Annotated in this window: 15 protein-coding genes and 2 pseudogenes; 11 read left to right on the forward strand and 6 right to left on the reverse strand. The window is 60.0% G+C overall.

Going from position 1 to position 16677, the window contains the following annotated elements:
* Positions 1-236: 236 nt before the first annotated feature.
* Positions 237-590, forward strand: a complete 354-nt coding sequence (locus BRA1253DRAFT_RS45195; protein ID WP_245286084.1) for an MOSC domain-containing protein — start codon at positions 237-239, stop codon at positions 588-590.
* Positions 591-769: 179 nt separating this feature from the next.
* Here the strand turns inward: BRA1253DRAFT_RS45195 and BRA1253DRAFT_RS44425 are convergent, their stop codons facing one another.
* Positions 770-1192, reverse strand: a complete 423-nt coding sequence (locus BRA1253DRAFT_RS44425; RefSeq protein ID WP_007594570.1) for a hypothetical protein — start codon at positions 1190-1192, stop codon at positions 770-772.
* A 15-nt stretch (positions 1193-1207) separates the two neighbouring features.
* Positions 1208-1408 carry a hypothetical protein gene (locus BRA1253DRAFT_RS12660; protein ID WP_007594572.1) on the reverse strand — a complete coding sequence of 67 codons (201 nt, stop codon included), beginning with the start codon at positions 1406-1408 and terminating at the stop codon, positions 1208-1210.
* 261 nt (positions 1409-1669) lie between these two features.
* Between BRA1253DRAFT_RS12660 and ligD the strand changes: the two genes are divergently transcribed.
* Positions 1670-2617: a non-homologous end-joining DNA ligase gene (ligD, locus tag BRA1253DRAFT_RS12665; RefSeq protein ID WP_007594573.1), complete on the forward strand. Its 948-nt coding sequence runs from the start codon at positions 1670-1672 to the stop codon at positions 2615-2617.
* Positions 2618-2648: 31 nt separating this feature from the next.
* Here the strand turns inward: ligD and BRA1253DRAFT_RS12670 are convergent, their stop codons facing one another.
* Both BRA1253DRAFT_RS12670 and BRA1253DRAFT_RS12675 read right to left on the reverse strand, forming a co-directional pair.
* Entirely contained in the window at positions 2649-3473 is an 825-nt protein-coding gene (locus tag BRA1253DRAFT_RS12670) for a ribonuclease HII (RefSeq protein ID WP_007594575.1), read from the reverse strand.
* Positions 3474-3945: 472 nt separating this feature from the next.
* On the reverse strand, positions 3946-4875 hold the full coding sequence (locus BRA1253DRAFT_RS12675; RefSeq protein WP_035995157.1) for a Ku protein: 930 nt from the start codon (positions 4873-4875) through the stop codon (positions 3946-3948).
* Between the two features lie 143 nt (positions 4876-5018).
* Here BRA1253DRAFT_RS12675 and BRA1253DRAFT_RS12680 point away from each other — a divergent pair, with 143 nt between their 5' ends.
* The 4 genes and pseudogenes from BRA1253DRAFT_RS12680 to BRA1253DRAFT_RS41415 form a co-directional block, all read left to right on the forward strand.
* Positions 5019-5414, forward strand: coding sequence for a hypothetical protein (locus BRA1253DRAFT_RS12680; RefSeq protein WP_007594579.1), 396 nt, complete (start codon positions 5019-5021; stop codon positions 5412-5414).
* Positions 5415-5460: 46 nt separating this feature from the next.
* Positions 5461-5910 carry a hypothetical protein gene (locus BRA1253DRAFT_RS12685; protein ID WP_007594581.1) on the forward strand — a complete coding sequence of 150 codons (450 nt, stop codon included), beginning with the start codon at positions 5461-5463 and terminating at the stop codon, positions 5908-5910.
* A gap of 3 nt (positions 5911-5913) precedes the next feature.
* A pseudogene (locus tag BRA1253DRAFT_RS12690) lies at positions 5914-6634 on the forward strand (SOS response-associated peptidase).
* Positions 6631-6848, forward strand: a pseudogene (locus BRA1253DRAFT_RS41415) (DNA polymerase IV); the annotation flags it as partial. The pseudogenes BRA1253DRAFT_RS12690 and BRA1253DRAFT_RS41415, both read left to right, overlap by 4 nt.
* 109 nt (positions 6849-6957) lie before the next feature.
* Here BRA1253DRAFT_RS41415 and BRA1253DRAFT_RS12695 read toward each other — a convergent pair.
* Both BRA1253DRAFT_RS12695 and BRA1253DRAFT_RS12700 read right to left on the reverse strand, forming a co-directional pair.
* Positions 6958-7977: a transcriptional regulator gene (locus BRA1253DRAFT_RS12695; RefSeq protein ID WP_007594589.1), complete on the reverse strand. Its 1020-nt coding sequence runs from the start codon at positions 7975-7977 to the stop codon at positions 6958-6960.
* A complete protein-coding gene (locus BRA1253DRAFT_RS12700) occupies positions 7953-9125 on the reverse strand; it encodes a type II toxin-antitoxin system HipA family toxin (RefSeq protein WP_007594591.1) in 1173 nt (390 codons plus the stop codon). Before BRA1253DRAFT_RS12700 ends, BRA1253DRAFT_RS12695 begins: the two co-directional genes overlap by 25 nt.
* A gap of 235 nt (positions 9126-9360) precedes the next feature.
* Between BRA1253DRAFT_RS12700 and BRA1253DRAFT_RS12705 the strand changes: the two genes are divergently transcribed.
* The 5 genes from BRA1253DRAFT_RS12705 (at position 9361) to BRA1253DRAFT_RS44430 (ending at position 16663) form a co-directional block, all read left to right on the forward strand.
* Positions 9361-11673 carry a restriction endonuclease gene (locus BRA1253DRAFT_RS12705; protein ID WP_007594593.1) on the forward strand — a complete coding sequence of 771 codons (2313 nt, stop codon included), beginning with the start codon at positions 9361-9363 and terminating at the stop codon, positions 11671-11673.
* 645 nt (positions 11674-12318) lie between these two features.
* On the forward strand, positions 12319-12579 hold the full coding sequence (locus BRA1253DRAFT_RS43525) for a hypothetical protein (RefSeq protein WP_157158582.1): 261 nt from the start codon (positions 12319-12321) through the stop codon (positions 12577-12579).
* Complete coding sequence (locus BRA1253DRAFT_RS12710) at positions 12551-15067, forward strand: AAA family ATPase (RefSeq protein WP_007594594.1); 2517 nt, start codon at positions 12551-12553, stop codon at positions 15065-15067. Before BRA1253DRAFT_RS43525 ends, BRA1253DRAFT_RS12710 begins: the two co-directional genes overlap by 29 nt.
* A gap of 129 nt (positions 15068-15196) precedes the next feature.
* Positions 15197-15457, forward strand: coding sequence for a hypothetical protein (locus tag BRA1253DRAFT_RS12715; protein ID WP_007594595.1), 261 nt, complete (start codon positions 15197-15199; stop codon positions 15455-15457).
* Positions 15458-15904: 447 nt separating this feature from the next.
* Positions 15905-16663, forward strand: a complete 759-nt coding sequence (locus BRA1253DRAFT_RS44430; protein ID WP_198288243.1) for a hypothetical protein — start codon at positions 15905-15907, stop codon at positions 16661-16663.
* Positions 16664-16677 lie beyond the last annotated feature (14 nt).

Below are 16677 nucleotides of genomic sequence, written 5' to 3' on the forward strand. Positions count from 1 at the left end.
TCTTCGGTCGCATCGGCCCCTCCGATGCACCACAGAATCATGGCCCGCAGCGAAAGGGAATCCACAAACGACAATTGCAAGATTTGGGGGCCTCAAGCCCCCAATCCCTGCAATCTCAAATGCCGCCGCAACCGGAAAACTGACTCCTGCTCAATCGCTTAGAGCCTTGTTCACGGACGACCCGATACCTCGCCCGTCGCCAGCCCCGGCTTCCCAATCTGCGGCAGGTTCACCTGATCCCATCCGAGCGATTTGCGCACCTCCGGGAAGCTGGCTTCGCAGTCGCAGCGGGAGACCTCGGCGAGAACATCACCACGGCCGGACTGGACCTCGAACTGATGCCGCTCGGGACGCTGATCGAGCTCGGGCCCACGGCGATCATCGAGTTGACAGGCCTCCGCACGCCCTGTGTTCTTATCGACCGTTTCCGAGCTGGCCTGAAACGGCACGTGCTCTCGTCGGCGGAAACAGGGCCTCCATTCAAATGCGGGGTGCTGGGAGTGGTTCGGGCCGGTGGAGCGGTAGCGGCCGGCGACACCGCGCGGGTGCGCCTCCCGTCCACCTCCTTTGAAACCTTGCCGGCGCTGTAAGAGCCCGGCGTACAACTCGGCCGATCGATGGCCGAATCGAAAAGCGCTCGGTGGATCGCGCTGGCATGGCCGCAAACAAGGTAATGGCGGTACGCTTGGGGCTGGGGAAGCAATCGACGGTCCGGGACTATCAAGCCGCCCAGCTTCGCTGGCGGCTTTTTCTTTGGCTCGACCGTCCCTCAAGAGGCATTCGCCCTCGCTCGTTCACGGGCCTCACGGCGACGCTCCCGGCGCTCGCGGCGACGCTTGGCACGATCGGCGGGCTGCCGCAGAGGAGGAACGTCCGTCGCGACCTCCATTGCAGCTGTAGTCTCCTCGACCACCGATGCCTGGCTCGGCTCGGGTGCAGCAGGGCGGGCTTCCATGAACTCCAGCGCCGCCCGTCCTTTGGACGTGATCTTCCAACCGCCGCTGGTGCGTTCGACCAGCCCTTGTGACCAGATGTCGAGATCCGGGACCCGCGCCGCGAGGCGTCTGGTCCGGTCCGCCCAATCGCGTCCGCTGGTCGCCAGGATGGCCATGTCCCTCTTGAGGTCCTCCATCACGGCAAACCCATCCGGATATGCCACCAGGATCTTGAGGACGGTCACCTGGAAGTTCACGCCCGCTCCTCCGGATCAGCGCCACATCGTGGGCGCGTGCGAGAGGGCATCGCGAGCGACCTGCTTAAGAGCCTCCGGAGAAATCTCGCCCCTGGTAGCGGCCTCCAGAATTTTCGAGGCGACGTGGGTCCGTGCGCCGATCTCGCGCTGCGAGACGCATTCGCAGACTTCATCGAGGACCGCGCGCAAAAGCGCGGTGGTTGCCGTGTCGAACATGAGGTGCCCCCAAGAGGGAAAACCCCATCCTAACCGGTCTTGCCGACTTGTGGATTCAGGAATGTTAAACTTCGCCCCAAGTACAGCATCGAATTGGCGAGCAGAATTGTCACAAAGGCCGCTCAGAGCGCAGGCAACGCACCCGGTGACGTTGCACGCCCTGGCTTTTTGACCTGGGCCAGGCCATCTTCTTCAAGTGTCGCACGGAACTCACGATACATTCCACTCGTTCCTGCCCATCTCTCTTCCCGTCGTCCAGCCATGGCTCGAAAATCAACTGTGCCTCGCCGCCTGCAGCCCATGCTGGCCACGCTGACGGATTCGGCCTTCGACGATCCCAATTGGGTCTTCGAGGACAAATTCGATGGTTTTCGCATGGTCGCGGAAATCCGGGGTGGTCGGGTCGCACTCTACAGTCGCAACGGGAAGATCATCAGCCACTCCTATGTCGAGGTCGCGAAAGCACTTGAAGGCGTGAAGGCGGACGCTGTCATCGATGGCGAGCTGGTTGCGATCGGAAAGGACGGCGTATCCCATTTCCAGTTGCTTCAGAACGCGCTGCGCCATGAGGCTAAGCTCTTATACTGTGCGTTCGACCTCATGTTCACAGGCGGGGAGGATCTGCGTGCGCTGCCGCTCCTCGAGCGCAAGAAGCGGCTCAAGGCCATCCTGCCCCGTCACAAGCTGATCGCGTTCAGCAACCATCGCAAAGGCAATGGCACAAAGTTCTTTGCACAAGCCGAGCTGAGACATCTCGAAGGCATCATGGCCAAGCGCGCCGACAGCCCGTACGCGTCCGGACGCCGGACCGCCGATTGGCTGAAGGTGAAGACCGCGCAGCGGCAGGAGGTCGTGATCGCCGGCTTCACGGCTCCGAGGCGAACCCGGCCCTTCTTCGGCGCCCTCGTGCTGGCGGTACGCGAAGATGACGCCTGGCGGTACATCGGCCACGTCGGCACCGGCTTCAGCCACCAGACTCTCGAAGAGCTTCACGCCATGCTAATGAAGCTCAAAACGGCAAAGTCGCCGTTCCCTGCCAAGGTGAAGGATGAGCAGGTCACGACTTGGGTGCGTCCTGCGTTGGTCGCAGAAGTGAAGTTCGCGGAGTGGACCAGCAAGGGTGAGCTGCGCCAGCCGGTCTATCTCGGGCTGCGGTCTGACAAAAACGCGAAGGACGTTGTTCGCGAAAGGAGCCGGTCGCGAAAATAATGCGCTTGTGACGAAGCATACGACTTAGAATTCAGCCGGCTTCGCGCTCGGATGTCGAAGGCCACGGCGGCAGGGGCGGCAACCCGAGAGCCTTGCGTACCGGTCCGAACGATCGCCGGTGAGCTGCGCATGCGCCAAGGCTGGCGAGCGCCTCATAATGAGCCGGCACCGGGTAGCCCTTGTGATCAGCGAATCCGTAGCCGGGGTGACGCACGTCGAGCGCCCGCATGACCCTGTCGCGCTCGACTTTCGCGAGGATGGAGGCGGCCGCGATGCTGGCGGACTTGGCATCGCCCTTAATAATTGCCTGCTGAGGGATGTCGATTTCCTTCAACCGCTTCGCATCGATCAGCAAGTGCTGCGGCGTCAACCCTAGCCCCCGGACCGCCCGCTGCATCGCCTGGATGCCTGCCCAATAGATGTTGATTGCGTCGATCTCCTCGACCTCGACGAATGCTACGCACCAACTCTCTGCCTTTTCTTTGATTTCCTTCGCGAGTTCTTCGCGAGCCGCGGCGTCGAGTTTTTTCGAGTCGTCGATCCCGACTATCCGCGTGCCTGGTTTAAGGATCACGGCTCCAGCGGACACGGGCCCGGCGAGAGGGCTCATTCCGGCCTCGTCCACACCTGCCACGGCAAAATGGCCGCTCTCCCAGAGCGAGGTCTCGAAGCGGAGCATCTTGCGGAGGCGCTGCCCTTCGGACCGATTTTCGAAGCGACGTTTATCGATTGCAGCCAGGATGGCACGCGCTCCTGCGCGGCTGTCGGCCCGCAAGATCTGCTCCACGCTGGCCTCGAGCGGTCTTTTCTCGACGATGTAGCGCTGACGCAATACGTCTAGTGAATACTGGGACATAACGCCCTTCGTGAAGACTGTCTGTAGGGAAGCGTGTCGGTGAATTTTGTGGCGATTGTCTGAAGTACCTATACCGCCTCATCGGCTGCGCAACGCCCTCTCGAAGGAACTGGCCCGCTTTCACTTCCGCGTCGCTACTGACACCGCGTCCATCTGCCTCTGAGGGAACCAACGGGTGTGTTCATCCCGAGCAATGCCAATACGTCATGCCGGCGACAGAGAAATGGCGATGGCATGCTAGCCGCGCTAGCCGAGCGCCCGCTTAACCTCGTCCACGGCCCTATGCCCCGTTGCTTCGGCTTCGCCGTCTGTCGCCTTTCCTGGCGTCGCGCACCGCCCGCCGGGCCACCATTAGCCTGTCGACGAAATGATCTCGCGTGACATCTCGAGAGTGTGATTTGCCCTCCGCCAGAGCCTGCCGCGAACAACAAAACAGTGGCCGTCCGGCGTCACCGAATGCCTCACGAGATACCTAAGCCGACTTCCGCTGCGGCTTGGCCGCCGGCTTCTTCGCCGCGGCCTCTTTCGCCGGCTTTTTGCCTGCGATCGGCATCAGCATTTCCTTCTGCCCGGCGGCCGCCTTGCGCGGCTTTTTTCCTGATTTCTTGGATGCCTCTGCCGCGGCCCCCTCTCGTCCGATGCTCTTGCGCAGTGCTTCCATCAGATCGACCACGTTCTCGCCGCGGGGTCGCGCTTTCGCGGTGATGGGTTTGCCGGCGCGCTTCTGGTTGATGAGCTCGATGAGAGCGGTTTCGTACTGGTCTTCGAACTTGTCCGGCTCGAAATGTCCCGCCTTCTGGTTGACGATATGCCTGGCGAGATCGAGCATGTCCTTGGTGACTTTGACATCCTGGATGTCGTCGAAATACTCGTCCGCGGAACGCACTTCGTAGGGATAGCGTAGCAGCGTTCCCATCAACCCCTTGTCCAGCGGCTCGAGGGCGATGATGTGCTCGCGGTTGGTCAGCACCACGCGTCCGATGGCAACCTTGTTCATCTCGCGAATGGTTTCGCGGACGACGGCGAAGGCGTCGTGGCCAACCTTTCCGTCCGGCACCAGGTAGTAAGGACGGATCAGATACCTCGGATCGATCTCGCTGCGGTCGACGAACTCGTCGATCTCGATGGTCCGCGTCGATTCCAGCGCGACGTTGTCGAGTTCCTCCTTCGTCACCTCAATAAAGGTGTCGGTGTCGACCTTGTAGCCCTTGACGATATCCTCATTGGCAACCTCCTCGCCGGTGTCGGCGTCGATCTTAGCGTACTTGATGCGGTGGCCGGTCTTCCGGTTGAGCTGGTTGAATGAGACCTTTTCGGATTCCGATGTGGCCGGATAGAGCGCGACCGGACAGGTGACGAGGGAAAGACGCAGGAAGCCTTTCCAGTTAGCGCGGGGGGCTATTGGGGGAACTCCGATACTGATGCCGGAATCAAGACGATCCACCCAGCTTGGTTCCGACACCGCGCCCCTTCCCCCACGATGATTTTTCTCGACGCGGGCCGGAGCGGACTCGACTTTCGTTCTCTTTATGTTCTAATTCGAAAATGACCGATCGACCCGCGAGCTGGCGCATGCCGACGCCAAAGCAGATGGAAAAGCTGGCCGCTGAAGCCGCCTGCAGGCCGGATTCCCCAGCTGCGGCTCCAAATGCGCCGCTCGCGGCCGAATACTGGGAAGCGGTCCTCAAAGATCCTCGCGCCGACGCGACCGGGGCCCAGCTTCGGCAACGACGTCTTGCGGAGATCCAGCGCCACGTGCTGCGCATCTCCTGCCGCCGCTGCGAGCGGACCGTGGAAATCCAGACCGCCGACGCAGTCCGATTGTACGGCGGCAACGCGGTCTGGAAGGACGTCGCGCAGCGGCTGCTCGACAATACCTGCCAGCAACGCACCGGCAGGCATGAAGAAGACGGGTGCTGGCCGGCGTTCGAGACGCCGTAGCCCGCTCCAGATCGCCGATCCGATCTCTTTGTGCCTGGATGTCTGGATGGCCCCGAAGTATCACCCTACGCCCCTGTCGGGCGGCGACCGCAAGGCTCTGGCGAAAGAGCTCGGCAAGGCGCGGGCAATGGCCAACATCCTGGCTGCCCGATCGGGGGAGTCGCGAGCGAAGGGGGAAGCGCTCATCCAGCAGGCCGACAAGCTGCTATGCGAGAGTTGGAACGAACGCATGTGGTCAGACGGAGAACCGATTGATCCGTCCCCGACGATCGACCAAGCGGTGAATGGCGGCTTCCCTTGGCTGGAGATCCAGTGCGCGCGCTGCAAGACGCCGAGCGACGTTGACCTCGCGGCGATGAAGCATCCGCCGACCACCTTCGTGCACGATCTCGCCAGCCGGCTGCGCTGCCGCAAATGCGCCAAGGCGGGCCGGCGTCCTTCCGCGACTCTGCTACAACTGGCTTGGCAGCCGCGCCACCTTCGGACCGAAGCCTGACCGATGTGCAATCTCTACTCGATCACGACCAACCAAGCCGCAATCAGCGCATTGTGTCGTGAACCGATACGTCGGCAATCTGGCGCCGATGCCCGGGGTTTTTCCAGATTACAAGGCACCGATCGTGCGCAACGGGGCCGAGGGCCGCGAACTCACCACTGCGCGGTGGGGAATGCCGTCATCGTCAAAGGCGCTGATGGATGCCACCAAGAAACGAGCCGAGAAACTCCAGGCCAAGGGCAAGACCGTCGATTTCAAGGAAATGCTGCGGATGGAGCCAGACGGCGGCACCACTAACATTCGCAACGTGAAGAGCAAACACTGGACGCGATGGCTGGGGATCGAAAACCGCTGTGTGGTGCCATTCAACTCGTTCAGCGAGTTCAACAAGGCCGAGGGCGGTGACATCTGGTTCGCGCTCGACGAGACCCGTCCCCTCGCCTGCTTCGCCGGCATCTGGACCAATTGGACATCCGTTCGGAAGGTCAAGGAAGGTGAGACGACCAACGACCTCTACGCGTTCCTCACCACCGAGCCAAACGTCGAGATCGGCGCCATCCATCCGAAGGCCATGCCGGTGATTCTGACCACGCCGGACGAAGTCGAAACGTGGATGATGGCCCCTTTGGACGAGGCCATGAAGCTGCAGCGGCCGCTTCCGGACGACACGCTGCAGATCGTCGCCCGCGGCGTCAAGGAAGACACGGCCGGACTAGCGACGTGACCATCGAGGACGATGACGACCAGGCAGCTTCCCCGAGCCGCCAACGTAAGATCATCCACATCGACATGGACGCCTTCTATGCGTCCGTCGAGCAGCGGGACAATCTGATCTTCGTGGCACGGTCGCCGTCGGAGGATCTCGCGAGCGCGGCGTCGTGGCGGCGGCCAGCTACGAAGCGCGCGAATTTGGCGTCGGGTCGGCCATGCCATCGGTTAAGCATACCTGATCATTGACGAGGATCAGCTGCTTAATGAAACGGCTACTGAGTGGCATTCTTTTCAAGCCCCCTGCGTCACCTGTTCGGCCAATACGCACGCAGTTGGCTAGCTTCTGACCGAATGGAAGTTATTTTCCCGCATTCGATCAAGCTCGGCGTTGACGCGCTCGACGGTTAGGCCGGTGACCCCGAACCGTTCAAACAATGAGGCCACCAGCGGGTGAAGCCATTTCGCGAGATTCGTTTCAACCTCGTCTGCCGGAACGACGGCTTCGAGGATGGCTTCGTCGCTGCGTGCGGCACTGCCCTCCATCATGAGATCGCTCATGGGGTTGCCCCAGGCGCGAAGCACCCGGCCGCTGAGGCCGGTGTAAACGGCGCGGAACTTGACCTTCACGCCCTTGGGATCTTCGGCAAGAAGCTGGGTGAGATTGCTTGCGTGAAGCAGCGCTTCCCCCATGCGCCAGGTGGGAAGCGTCGTATCAAAGATGGTCCCCGCCGGGAATGTTTCCTGCCCATCTTCTTGGTACCCACGCATGGTCACGGTCCGGCCCGTCGGCGCGGCGCGCCAGAAGTCACAATGGGCGGCATCCCCAAGCGGCCGATTAGCCCCAGCATCTTCAGGCTTCAGCCAACACTCCAGGGTGCCGTCGATTTCGTAAGGCGCGAATTCAGGCCGGGTGAGAAAAAGAAAGAGCGGCCAGCCCGTGTGGCGGACAACGGCCTGGCGGAAAAGCGCCGGGAAGTTATGAAGTTCGATCGGCTTCAGCTCGCCTTCAAGCGCATAGTCGAAACGGTACCATCCATGCGGAAAGCGCCCGGGCGAGTCCTTAGGCAACGCCGCCGTCAGCTCGCGCCAACGCGCGAAGGCTTCTTGCACGAAAGCGCCTTGCGCCCCAAACGGGTTCGGCTCCCGGACAAGGCCTACCACGCGCAGAATATCGAATGCTTTGCCGAGGCTGAGCGTCGTCTCGCCTCGATCGAAGGACACGATCGTGGGAACACTGACGCTGGCAAGCGCCGCGTGCTCACGCTGCGTGAGCTTTTCCTTTTTCCGCCGACGGATAGCCTCCTCAACATAGGCTTGCCAGTTGAGCGGAGCTAGTTCCCGAAAATTCTCAGACATGCGCGGCTCACGATTTCAGAATAGCGATGGACAAAACCCTCGGGCGGCTCGCCTTGCGGCGGCTGCAAGATGTTGCTGGCGCGCTTCACGCGCGTTGCAAGATCATTGAAGACCTGATCAATCACTCGCTGCGATAGACCAATGCTCAAGCCGAACGCGACGAGCGTTTCCTTGGTCACGTCGTCGAGGTTTGGCTTTTTCCCATCGATCGAGAGCGCGAGTTGCTGGTCGAAGCCGTCATAGAAGGCGGTGTTGACGATGTCATAGGCTGGCGACAGGCGAAGCCCTGCTTCTGTTTCGAGAAGCGAGAAATTCTTGAGATGGCCATCGCAATTACCGACGAGCACAAAGACGACAAGGCGACGGAAGAAGCGGGCCTGATCGATCTCGGGCCGGACCGAATGATCCCGGATGACGGCCGCGACGTCTTCGTAGGCCGCGTCGTATTTTCCGGCGAAGTTCCGCCCGCGCGGCTTGCAGAGAATTTGCGCGAAGTCCTCGAGGCGAAGCTTGTTGCCATCGGCCAGCCGATCAAACCTTGTCACCACGAGCGCGGGCTCATTGATGGTGGCAACCGTTCCCAACGTAAAGTCGGTCACCTCGCCTTTGCCAAGGATGGCCGCGCTCCAGCGCAGGCTTAAGGCCTCGTTGCGCACGAGCGTATCGAGGCGTTCCGAATTGAACTTGGCGATGTAGGGCGCGAGGCCATCAGCCGCGGCCGGCGCGAAGGCGCCATTGGCTTGCTTGGTAACGAGTAGCTTGCGTTGAATGCCCGAGACCGTGTGACCCGGGTTTGCGGTAGCTTCAGTGATGGGCGCATCATCGGCCGCCGCCTCAGCTGTCCGCTTGACGCCGACCGCGCCAATGCAGTCGGCGCCGTAACGCAGCAGAAGCCCAAAATCATCCTCTTCGGCGATGTGGGCCACGCGGGCTTGCTGTTCGCGAAGCCATCCTTCGGGAGCCAGATGCTGAAAGAAGGGGTGAACGCCCTGGCGCCATTCATGCTCGCGCTGGGTCGGCGGCAGGGAGCACGCAATCGGCTCGGCCCAGTCGGTCGCATAGGTAAAGCGCGTCCCGCCGTCGGCCGTCTCTTCGAACGTGCCGGCGGGCTGGCCTTTAAAAAAGACTTGCGCCTTTCTCAGCGTCACAGGAAGCTCCAGTTTATTGATCTAGGCAATCGGCCGATCCCAGCTCCTTTATGGAAGCTATAGATGACTATATAGGCCTTCATAACTACTTAGGAAGCCATAACTTCATTGTATTACTATGATACCTCCAAAAGGAAACTAAGTCTTACTTTAGAACAGAGAATCGGCTATTTGAGCTAGAAAGTCACCGATACTAGCCTAAGATGGCTATTCCACCTGAAATTGAAGCACGCCGATGTCCGGCTACACCTTCTCCAATCTCTCGCCAGCCGATTTCGAGGATCTCGCCCGGGATCTCATCGGGGCGGAGGTTGGCGTCCGGTTCGAGGCTTTCGGCCCCGGCCCGGATGGCGGGTTGGACGGACGCCATGCGAAAGCGGGCCGCACAACCGTCCTGCAAGCGAAGCATTACGCGGGTTCGACCTTCCGCGCACTCCAGCGTGCCATGGCCGAAGTGCCCCAAGCGCTCAAATCCCTTCGCAAATCCCGATATCTTCTGGCGACATCGCGCCCACTGACGCCTCAGAACAAGGCTGAGCTGGTCAGAACCCTTGGCCCTCTGCTTTCCGATCCGGCTCACATTTACAGCCATGGCGACATCAACGCCCTGTTGCGGAAATTTGGCGATATCGAGCGGGCTCACATTAAGCTTTGGCTCAGCAGCTCAACCGTCCTCGATCGTATCCTGCACGCCGCATCGCGACGGTTCACGGAGATCACCCGCGAGGAAATCGAAGTCAAGGTCCGTGTCTATGCGCCGAATCCTAGTTTCAAACAAGCGCGCGACAAACTTGAGGCCGAGCACGTCATCATCATTTCCGGGCCGCCCGGCGTCGGCAAGACCACGCTGGCCGAGATGATTTCCTATGCTTATCTCGGCGAGGAATGGGAGTATGTGGCGATCCGAAGCCTCGACGACGGTTTTGCCTCGATTGTCGATAGCCGAAAGCAGATCTTCTTTTTCGACGACTTTCTCGGCCGTGCCGCGTTGGACACCAAGTCGCTGGCCGCGCACGACACCGAACTTGCCAAGTTCATCAAGAGAGTCCGGCGCTCGAAGAATGCGCGCTTCGTCTTGACGACGCGCGCCCCGATCTTCGAGGAAGCGCGCCGGGTTTCCGAACACCTTGCCGATCGGGCGCTCGACATTACGAAATATGTGCTCGATGTCGGCGTTTACACCCGGCGGATCCGAGCTCGAATCCTCTACAACCATCTTCTTGTCGCAGGTACGCCCCGTGCGCATATCCAGGCGCTCTGGGACGCCAAAGCGCTGCCGAAGATCATCGATCACCCCAACTATAATCCGCGCATCATCGAAGCGATGACGGATGCCATGCATCTGCGTTCCCTGCCGCCCGAGACTTACGCCGCTAGCTTTCTGAGCACGCTGAAAAATCCGCTTCTGGTGTGGGATATCTCTTTCCGCAAGCACATCACGCCGCGCTGCCGCCATCTCCTGTTCAGCCTCTTCTTCTGCTCGGAATACGGCGTCGATATCGACGAGCTACGCGCGTCCTTCAACGCGCTTCACCCCTACTTCTGCAAGAAATACTCGATCGAACAGGACCCCAAGGATTTCGAGGAAGCCTTGAAGATCCTCGAAGGCGGCTATCTCGAAATCCGTGACCAGCGCGTCTCCTTCGTCAATCCGTCGCTCCGGGACTACCTCATCACCTATCTGGCCGATGATGCAGACCTTCTCGAAGACCTCGCGCATACCGCGGTGAAAGCCTCCTGGGCCGACGAGCTCTGGAGCTATGTCAGGACCGTATGTCCGCTGCCGCCCGAGCAGCAAAAGCGCGTCGCGACATCCCTGCTCCATACCGCGCAGCTCTTCCTGACGATGCCGATATGGAAGCAGGACAGCCGCGATACCTCAACCTGGCGCCTCTACGATTTGTCCAACACTGAGCGCATTCGCCTTCTCCTCGAATGGCGGACCGCAAGCGAGGACACGCGATTCATGGATCTCGCGCTTCAGCTTGCAAACAAGCCTGCCGGCGGGCACTTCACGGTCTTTCGCGACGAGATCGGTCTGATACGGCTTCTGCGCAGCCTCAAGAAGGATTACACTAGGCTCGAGGACTCAGACGCATTATTCGAAAAACTCGAGGCGGCTGTGATCGGCCTGCTCGACGGGCATTTGTTTCCGCACGAATTTGAAAACTTCTGCGACGCCGTGGATGCGGCGCAGGATGTCTTCGAGACCGATATCGCTCACCATATTGACGACGCCATTACGCGCCAGCTTGACGATATCGACGCGAGCATCTCCGACATCGATTCCGAAACGGAACTCGGTGACTACAAGACGGCCCTTCAAAAGTATGCGCCACGCGTGGGCGTCACCAATCTCGACACGGCCTTCCGCGCCATCGATCGGCGCATCGAGGAAATTAGCTCGCAATCAGATGAGGCCGAATCGCCGCGCAGCGCCGTGTATCGTCCGCAAGACAAGGATCAGTTCGACGATAAGGCACTGCAGAATCTTTTTGAGCCGCTTCTTTCAGCCTTAAGAGCTAGAAATCGCGCCATCGTCGGGTAAGTTTGGAAGCTATTGGGCCCTTAATCGCTTCCGGGGTTATACTAACAAAAACTGCGAAACAGCGGCGCCGCACTGGCACGGCTCGTCGCTGCTGCTAGAGAGCGAACTCTAAATTTCACAGTGGCTCTTCGACCATTTGGCGGCCGAGATCACCAATCCGCCATCCAAAATGTCTGCGAAAATGGATTCCGCTTTCAAACAGGACGTTCTTTCCTACAATGTGAAATTCGTGATCATTTCGAGCGGAAGCATTACGCCAACTTGGAAGCTGGTTCGGGTCGCGAGCGGAAACGGATCACTGCCTTTGGCCAGCGCTGGCCGGACCCGAACACACGACCTCCTCATAACGTTCGACCCGGCATTCAAGGCAGGTGAAGCAAATATCCCTTAGCGTTCACAATGCGTCGGAGATCGAGATAGCTATTTCTAATGGACGGACACGGCCGATGGAATGAGGCCTTACGTTCATTTCAAGAGAGAGAACGAGCTGCGCATGGCGGTAGGCTGCTGAACGATCGGAGGGCCCGAGGGGCAAGCGATGTTGTCTGATCGTTGAAAATGTTGGGAATTATTCGCGTGGATGCTGTGCACAAGGGCCCGCCCCCGTAAGTTTCCCCTTGCGAAAGCTCGCGCCACGGTTGTTCCATGGCGATCCTCACAATTCACCCAAGAATGACAATGGCCGATACACCACCAGATCCCACGGCTGCCGAACCGGCCCAGCCGCTGACCGATTTCGACAGGCTTGCCGCGCACCTAAAGCCGGACGGACTCGCCCATGCACTCCTGACCGCCTGGCGCCACGGGGACCCGGGTGGCGCCCAGGCAAGACTGCGCGGTGCCGTCGACAATCATTTTGCCAAGAAGATGCCGAGCGATGGGAAGCCTTCGAATCCAGAAAATTAGGCTGCAGGGCTTTCGCGGCTTCGGCACGAGCGCTCAATCCTTCGCACTTCCTGAGACGGTCGCCGCCCTATGGGGCGGAAATAGTCAAGGAAAAACCAGCCTCGCAGAAGCGATCGAGTTTTTGCTAACCGGTCATATCGCCCGGCGCGAGCTTCTCGCCAGTGCCAAGGACGAATTTTCGCAATCGTTGCGAAATGCGCATATTCCCGCGGCAACGCCCGTGTTCGTCGAAGCGACTTTCCTTTGCACCGATGGTGTGGTTCGCCGTTTCCGCCGAACGTTGACGACCGACTATGACGGCACGCAGGCGTGCGCGAGCGCAACGGAACTGGATGGCGTTCCGTGCTCTGAGCAAGATATCGAGGCCAAGATTGGGCTCCGGCTGTTGCATCCTCCGTTGCGCGCCCCCGTACTCGCCCAACACACGCTGGCCTATGTATTCACGGCCTCGCCCACCGATCGCGCGGCTTATTTCCGGGCCGTACTCGACACGCAGGATCTCGAAGATTTCCGCGTTGCGGTCGCGAACATCATTCCGACATTCCAGCCCCCGAATTCATTTGAACTTCAGAAACTTGGGGAACTCGAAGAGATCACCGGTCTCGACGCGGCCGCGCGCGCGATCCGCAACGCAAAGACGAAAGCTGCATTAGCAAAGGCGCTCAGCACGGCGATCGAGCTGTTGCTCACGCAAATCGGCGTCGTTGCCAAACCTTCGCTCCCAGAGCGCATACAACAGCTCGACGAAGAACTCGCATCCCGACGCGCGCTTGCCTTCCCGCTCGACCTCTTCTCGCGTAAGGCCTTGGGACCGTGGATGGACCCCGCCGGCACGCTGGCGCGGGCCATTGCGGAGTTCCTGCGCGAACGCGATGCCATTGCGGAAGAAGTGCGTCGGCTCATTGCCTTATTCGAAAGCGCCCTTGCGATACCGGCTGTGCATGATTGCGCTGCCCCCATCGATTGTCCCCTCTGCGGTCGTGAAAAGACGCTCACGCCTGAGCGGGTCGCCCACATTCAAAGCCAGCTGACCGCCAATGAAAATTACCAGACCGCGGAAAGCACCCTCATGGCAGCCCTTCGATCGACCGATGCGAAGCTGCAGAGCACTGCTGACACGGTCACCTCCGCCCTGCCTCGCTTTATGCTCGTGACCGGCGCAGAGCGTCGGAAACGTCAATTCCGCATCGCCCGCATCGCTCAATTATCGGCAAATGCTGAGGGCACGAAGCAATGGGCAACCGCCGCGCGGCGCCTGTGGCGTGAAGCTACCCAGCAAAAGCGGGCGTTAGCTCGCACCCGTGACCGGATTCGGTCTGCCCTGGATGATGTTGCGACGTGGAAGGATACACCGCCGCTTGTCGATGCGCTTGGTGAACTCGACCAAATTTACGCATCGCTCGAGGTTCATAACGCGACCTACGGACAGGTGGTCCAAGTCATTGGCGAGCCATTGAAGAAGGCCGTCGACCAGAATGCGCAGATCGCGGGCTGGGATGCACTTCTGCATCTTGCGCGCTCCCCCGATGCCGCACTCGAAGCTCTTGAAGCACTACGCGACCATAACACCAAGGTTAAGGCCGTCGAACAGGCGGCCCGCGAGATCGAGAAAGCCAATGGGGCCGTCGCGGACGAGAAATTCGCCGATCTCAGCGCCCAAATATTGGAATGGTGGGAACGGCTGCGTCCGGGAGAGCCGACGTTCTTTAGCGCCGTGCAACGGCGGGGCGCCAAAACCAAGCGAACGATTGATCTTAAGGTTGCCCTATCCGCAAAGGAGGATCGGAGCGACATCAAGCTGCGCGACGCTGTCGCTGTCCTCAGCCAATCCCAGCTGCATTGTCTGGGCCTCGCGCTATTCTTGGCCCGCGCCATCGATGGCGGCGCCGGCTTCGTCCTTCTGGATGATCCGGTGCTGACCAGCGATGATGGTTTCCGGACCAACTTCCAGTCATCGGTGATCGAAGCCCTCCTCGCCGCCGGAATCCAGGTGATCGTTCTCACCCAAGACTACAAAAGTTGGAAGGATATCGGTCATCTCTGGGGGCACCGGGGCGTGTCTCAGTTCCAAATCATGCGCGACAACGCCGTTATTGGAACGGAGATCAAGGGCCGAGACGATGCGCTCGCAACGATGCTGGTCCAGGCGCGCCCGTTTATCAGCTCGCATGATGGCGATCAGCGAAAGACCGGCGCAGCGCGACTGCGCGACGTGCTTGAGCGCTTTTGCAAGGAGCTGCTCGTCAAGGACCGCCGGGCGGACGGCGACAGTCAGGCCATGATTTCAGATTATGACGGCAAGAACTTCGGTGAGTTCAACGCGAAGGTATTCAGTCTCCTTAAGCTCGATCCGTCGCATCCGGGCAAGCTCCGGGTGGCCCATAATCTCGTCACGCCCGGATCGCACGATGATGCCCCTCCGTCCCAGGAACAGCTGCGCGGCGTTGCGGGCGATCTGAACAGGTTCAAGAAAGACTACCTCGACTAACATGTGCACGCTGGACACCATGTCAACGACCCAAGAGGCGATCTGGACGGACGTGCTCGAAAGAGCCCTACCTGATGATGCCTTGATCGAAATCATCCGAGGGCCCGACAAAGAAGCCGGGGCTTCCCGATGACCACCCTGCACCGTCTTGCCATTGGGCTGGCGTTCGGCGGCCTTCTCTTTGCTATCGCCGCAGCGCATTACTGGTGGCGGGCCAGCCAAGTCGCAATCCGCCAACCGGTGGCATCGATTTCGGATGTACCGGGGCTTCATATCGCGAGCGGGCACGTCGCCTTCAATGAATCATCCCGGCTCAACGCCACTGCAGCCGTCCTCACGGGAATATCCGCGGTGCTGAGCGCCTTGGGCTCCGTCCTGGGTGTGTTGTAGGTTCGGTTATGGTGGAAACAACAACTCTCAAAGAGGTCTATCCTCCGTCGGGGCACGTTCAGCGCCTTTATTGCGACGTGTGTGAGGGACATCTGGACCTCGCTTTTGCCGACTACCGCAATATCGTGTCGGGGGTGGACATTAGCATCAAGGGCTTGCCCGTCCTGCGCTGTGAGAATTGCTCAAAGGACTACCTCCCCGACCACTCGCGTTTCGCGATCATTCGCCATCACGAGCTAGCGACGCTGCGTGGGAGCAACGCGGTCCGCGTAACCCGGAAACCGCTGGAAAAGACCTTTCCGCTCACGAAGGTACCCTTCCTCTATGATGCGGACGACTATTACTACATTCCCGGCCTGTCCCGCGAATGGGACGATGGATTTCTGACGCCCGTCTTCTTTAACGAAAAAGGTTCTGCTCAAATACGACTCGGATCCCGCGTACAAGGTGTCCTTCGCGTCCACCACATACGGCACGATCGACATGGAAAGTGCCTACATCTCCTTTGGCATTAACAAGAATGGCAAAGTAGTCATGTGGCTTGGCGACATTGCCAAGCTTCCCGAGCCCGAGCAGTACTATCTCCGCTCAGAGAACGTGCCATCGGATCACTCGATCGGATGCGAGTTCTACGATGGGCAGATCGAATGCATCTACACGCCTCTCTCGCGGGAACAAACCCTCTTTGCGGCTCGATCGGCCTTCTTCGAAGCCTGCGCCGCCAAATTCGGGACCAAGATTGCACATTTGGACGCCGAGGTTCTCGACCTCGCACTCGGATTCAACGGCCCGGTCATTGACTCCGAGCAAACGCGCAAACAGACCGCCGATACCCTCAATCGGATTTACGTTGAGTCGATTGACAACGGCGCGCTCGGCAGCATCATGACACGCGCGGGTCTAGATCCGAAAAACCTGGGTGGTTTAAAGCGGCTTCAGGCCGCGTTGGGCACGCTCGCGCTGGGAGGCGACGTCGCATCGCTCTTGTCTCCCTTCTTCGTGCTTTACGATTTGCGGGTCGCATACTCCCACCTTGGCTCAGCAGATTCCACCGTGGCGAGATTGAAAACCGTCACCGATCGGCTTGGCCTGGAAGATGGGGCCGGCCTGTTGGCAATTTATGACGCGCTTGCGGCCGCCCTTACCGCATCACTCGAAACCTTGACGACCCTCGTGAAGAGCGCCTCGGGCGTTTCCAAGACCTGACCTCTCATCGCAGG

It is taken from the genome of Bradyrhizobium sp. WSM1253 (genome assembly GCF_000244935.1).
GTDB lineage: Bacteria > Pseudomonadota > Alphaproteobacteria > Rhizobiales > Xanthobacteraceae > Bradyrhizobium > Bradyrhizobium canariense.

What these genes read in the sequence shown, in the direction of transcription:
- BRA1253DRAFT_RS12660 (WP_007594572.1), bottom strand. Translation starts at nt 1,408, where the DNA reads ATGTTCGACACGGCAACCACCGCGCTTTTGCGCGCGGTCCTCGATGAA.
- BRA1253DRAFT_RS12715 (WP_007594595.1), top strand. Translation starts at nt 15,197, where the DNA reads ATGACCACCCTGCACCGTCTTGCCATTGGGCTGGCGTTCGGCGGCCTT.
- BRA1253DRAFT_RS12685 (WP_007594581.1), top strand. Translation starts at nt 5,461, where the DNA reads ATGGCCCCGAAGTATCACCCTACGCCCCTGTCGGGCGGCGACCGCAAG.
- BRA1253DRAFT_RS43525 (WP_157158582.1), top strand. Translation starts at nt 12,319, where the DNA reads ATGGCGATCCTCACAATTCACCCAAGAATGACAATGGCCGATACACCA.
- BRA1253DRAFT_RS12705 (WP_007594593.1), top strand. Translation starts at nt 9,361, where the DNA reads ATGTCCGGCTACACCTTCTCCAATCTCTCGCCAGCCGATTTCGAGGAT.
- BRA1253DRAFT_RS12670 (WP_007594575.1), bottom strand. Translation starts at nt 3,473, where the DNA reads ATGTCCCAGTATTCACTAGACGTATTGCGTCAGCGCTACATCGTCGAG.
- BRA1253DRAFT_RS12680 (WP_007594579.1), top strand. Translation starts at nt 5,019, where the DNA reads ATGACCGATCGACCCGCGAGCTGGCGCATGCCGACGCCAAAGCAGATG.
- BRA1253DRAFT_RS12695 (WP_007594589.1), bottom strand. Translation starts at nt 7,977, where the DNA reads ATGTCTGAGAATTTTCGGGAACTAGCTCCGCTCAACTGGCAAGCCTAT.
- BRA1253DRAFT_RS12710 (WP_007594594.1), top strand. Translation starts at nt 12,551, where the DNA reads ATGGGAAGCCTTCGAATCCAGAAAATTAGGCTGCAGGGCTTTCGCGGC.
- ligD (WP_007594573.1), top strand. Translation starts at nt 1,670, where the DNA reads ATGGCTCGAAAATCAACTGTGCCTCGCCGCCTGCAGCCCATGCTGGCC.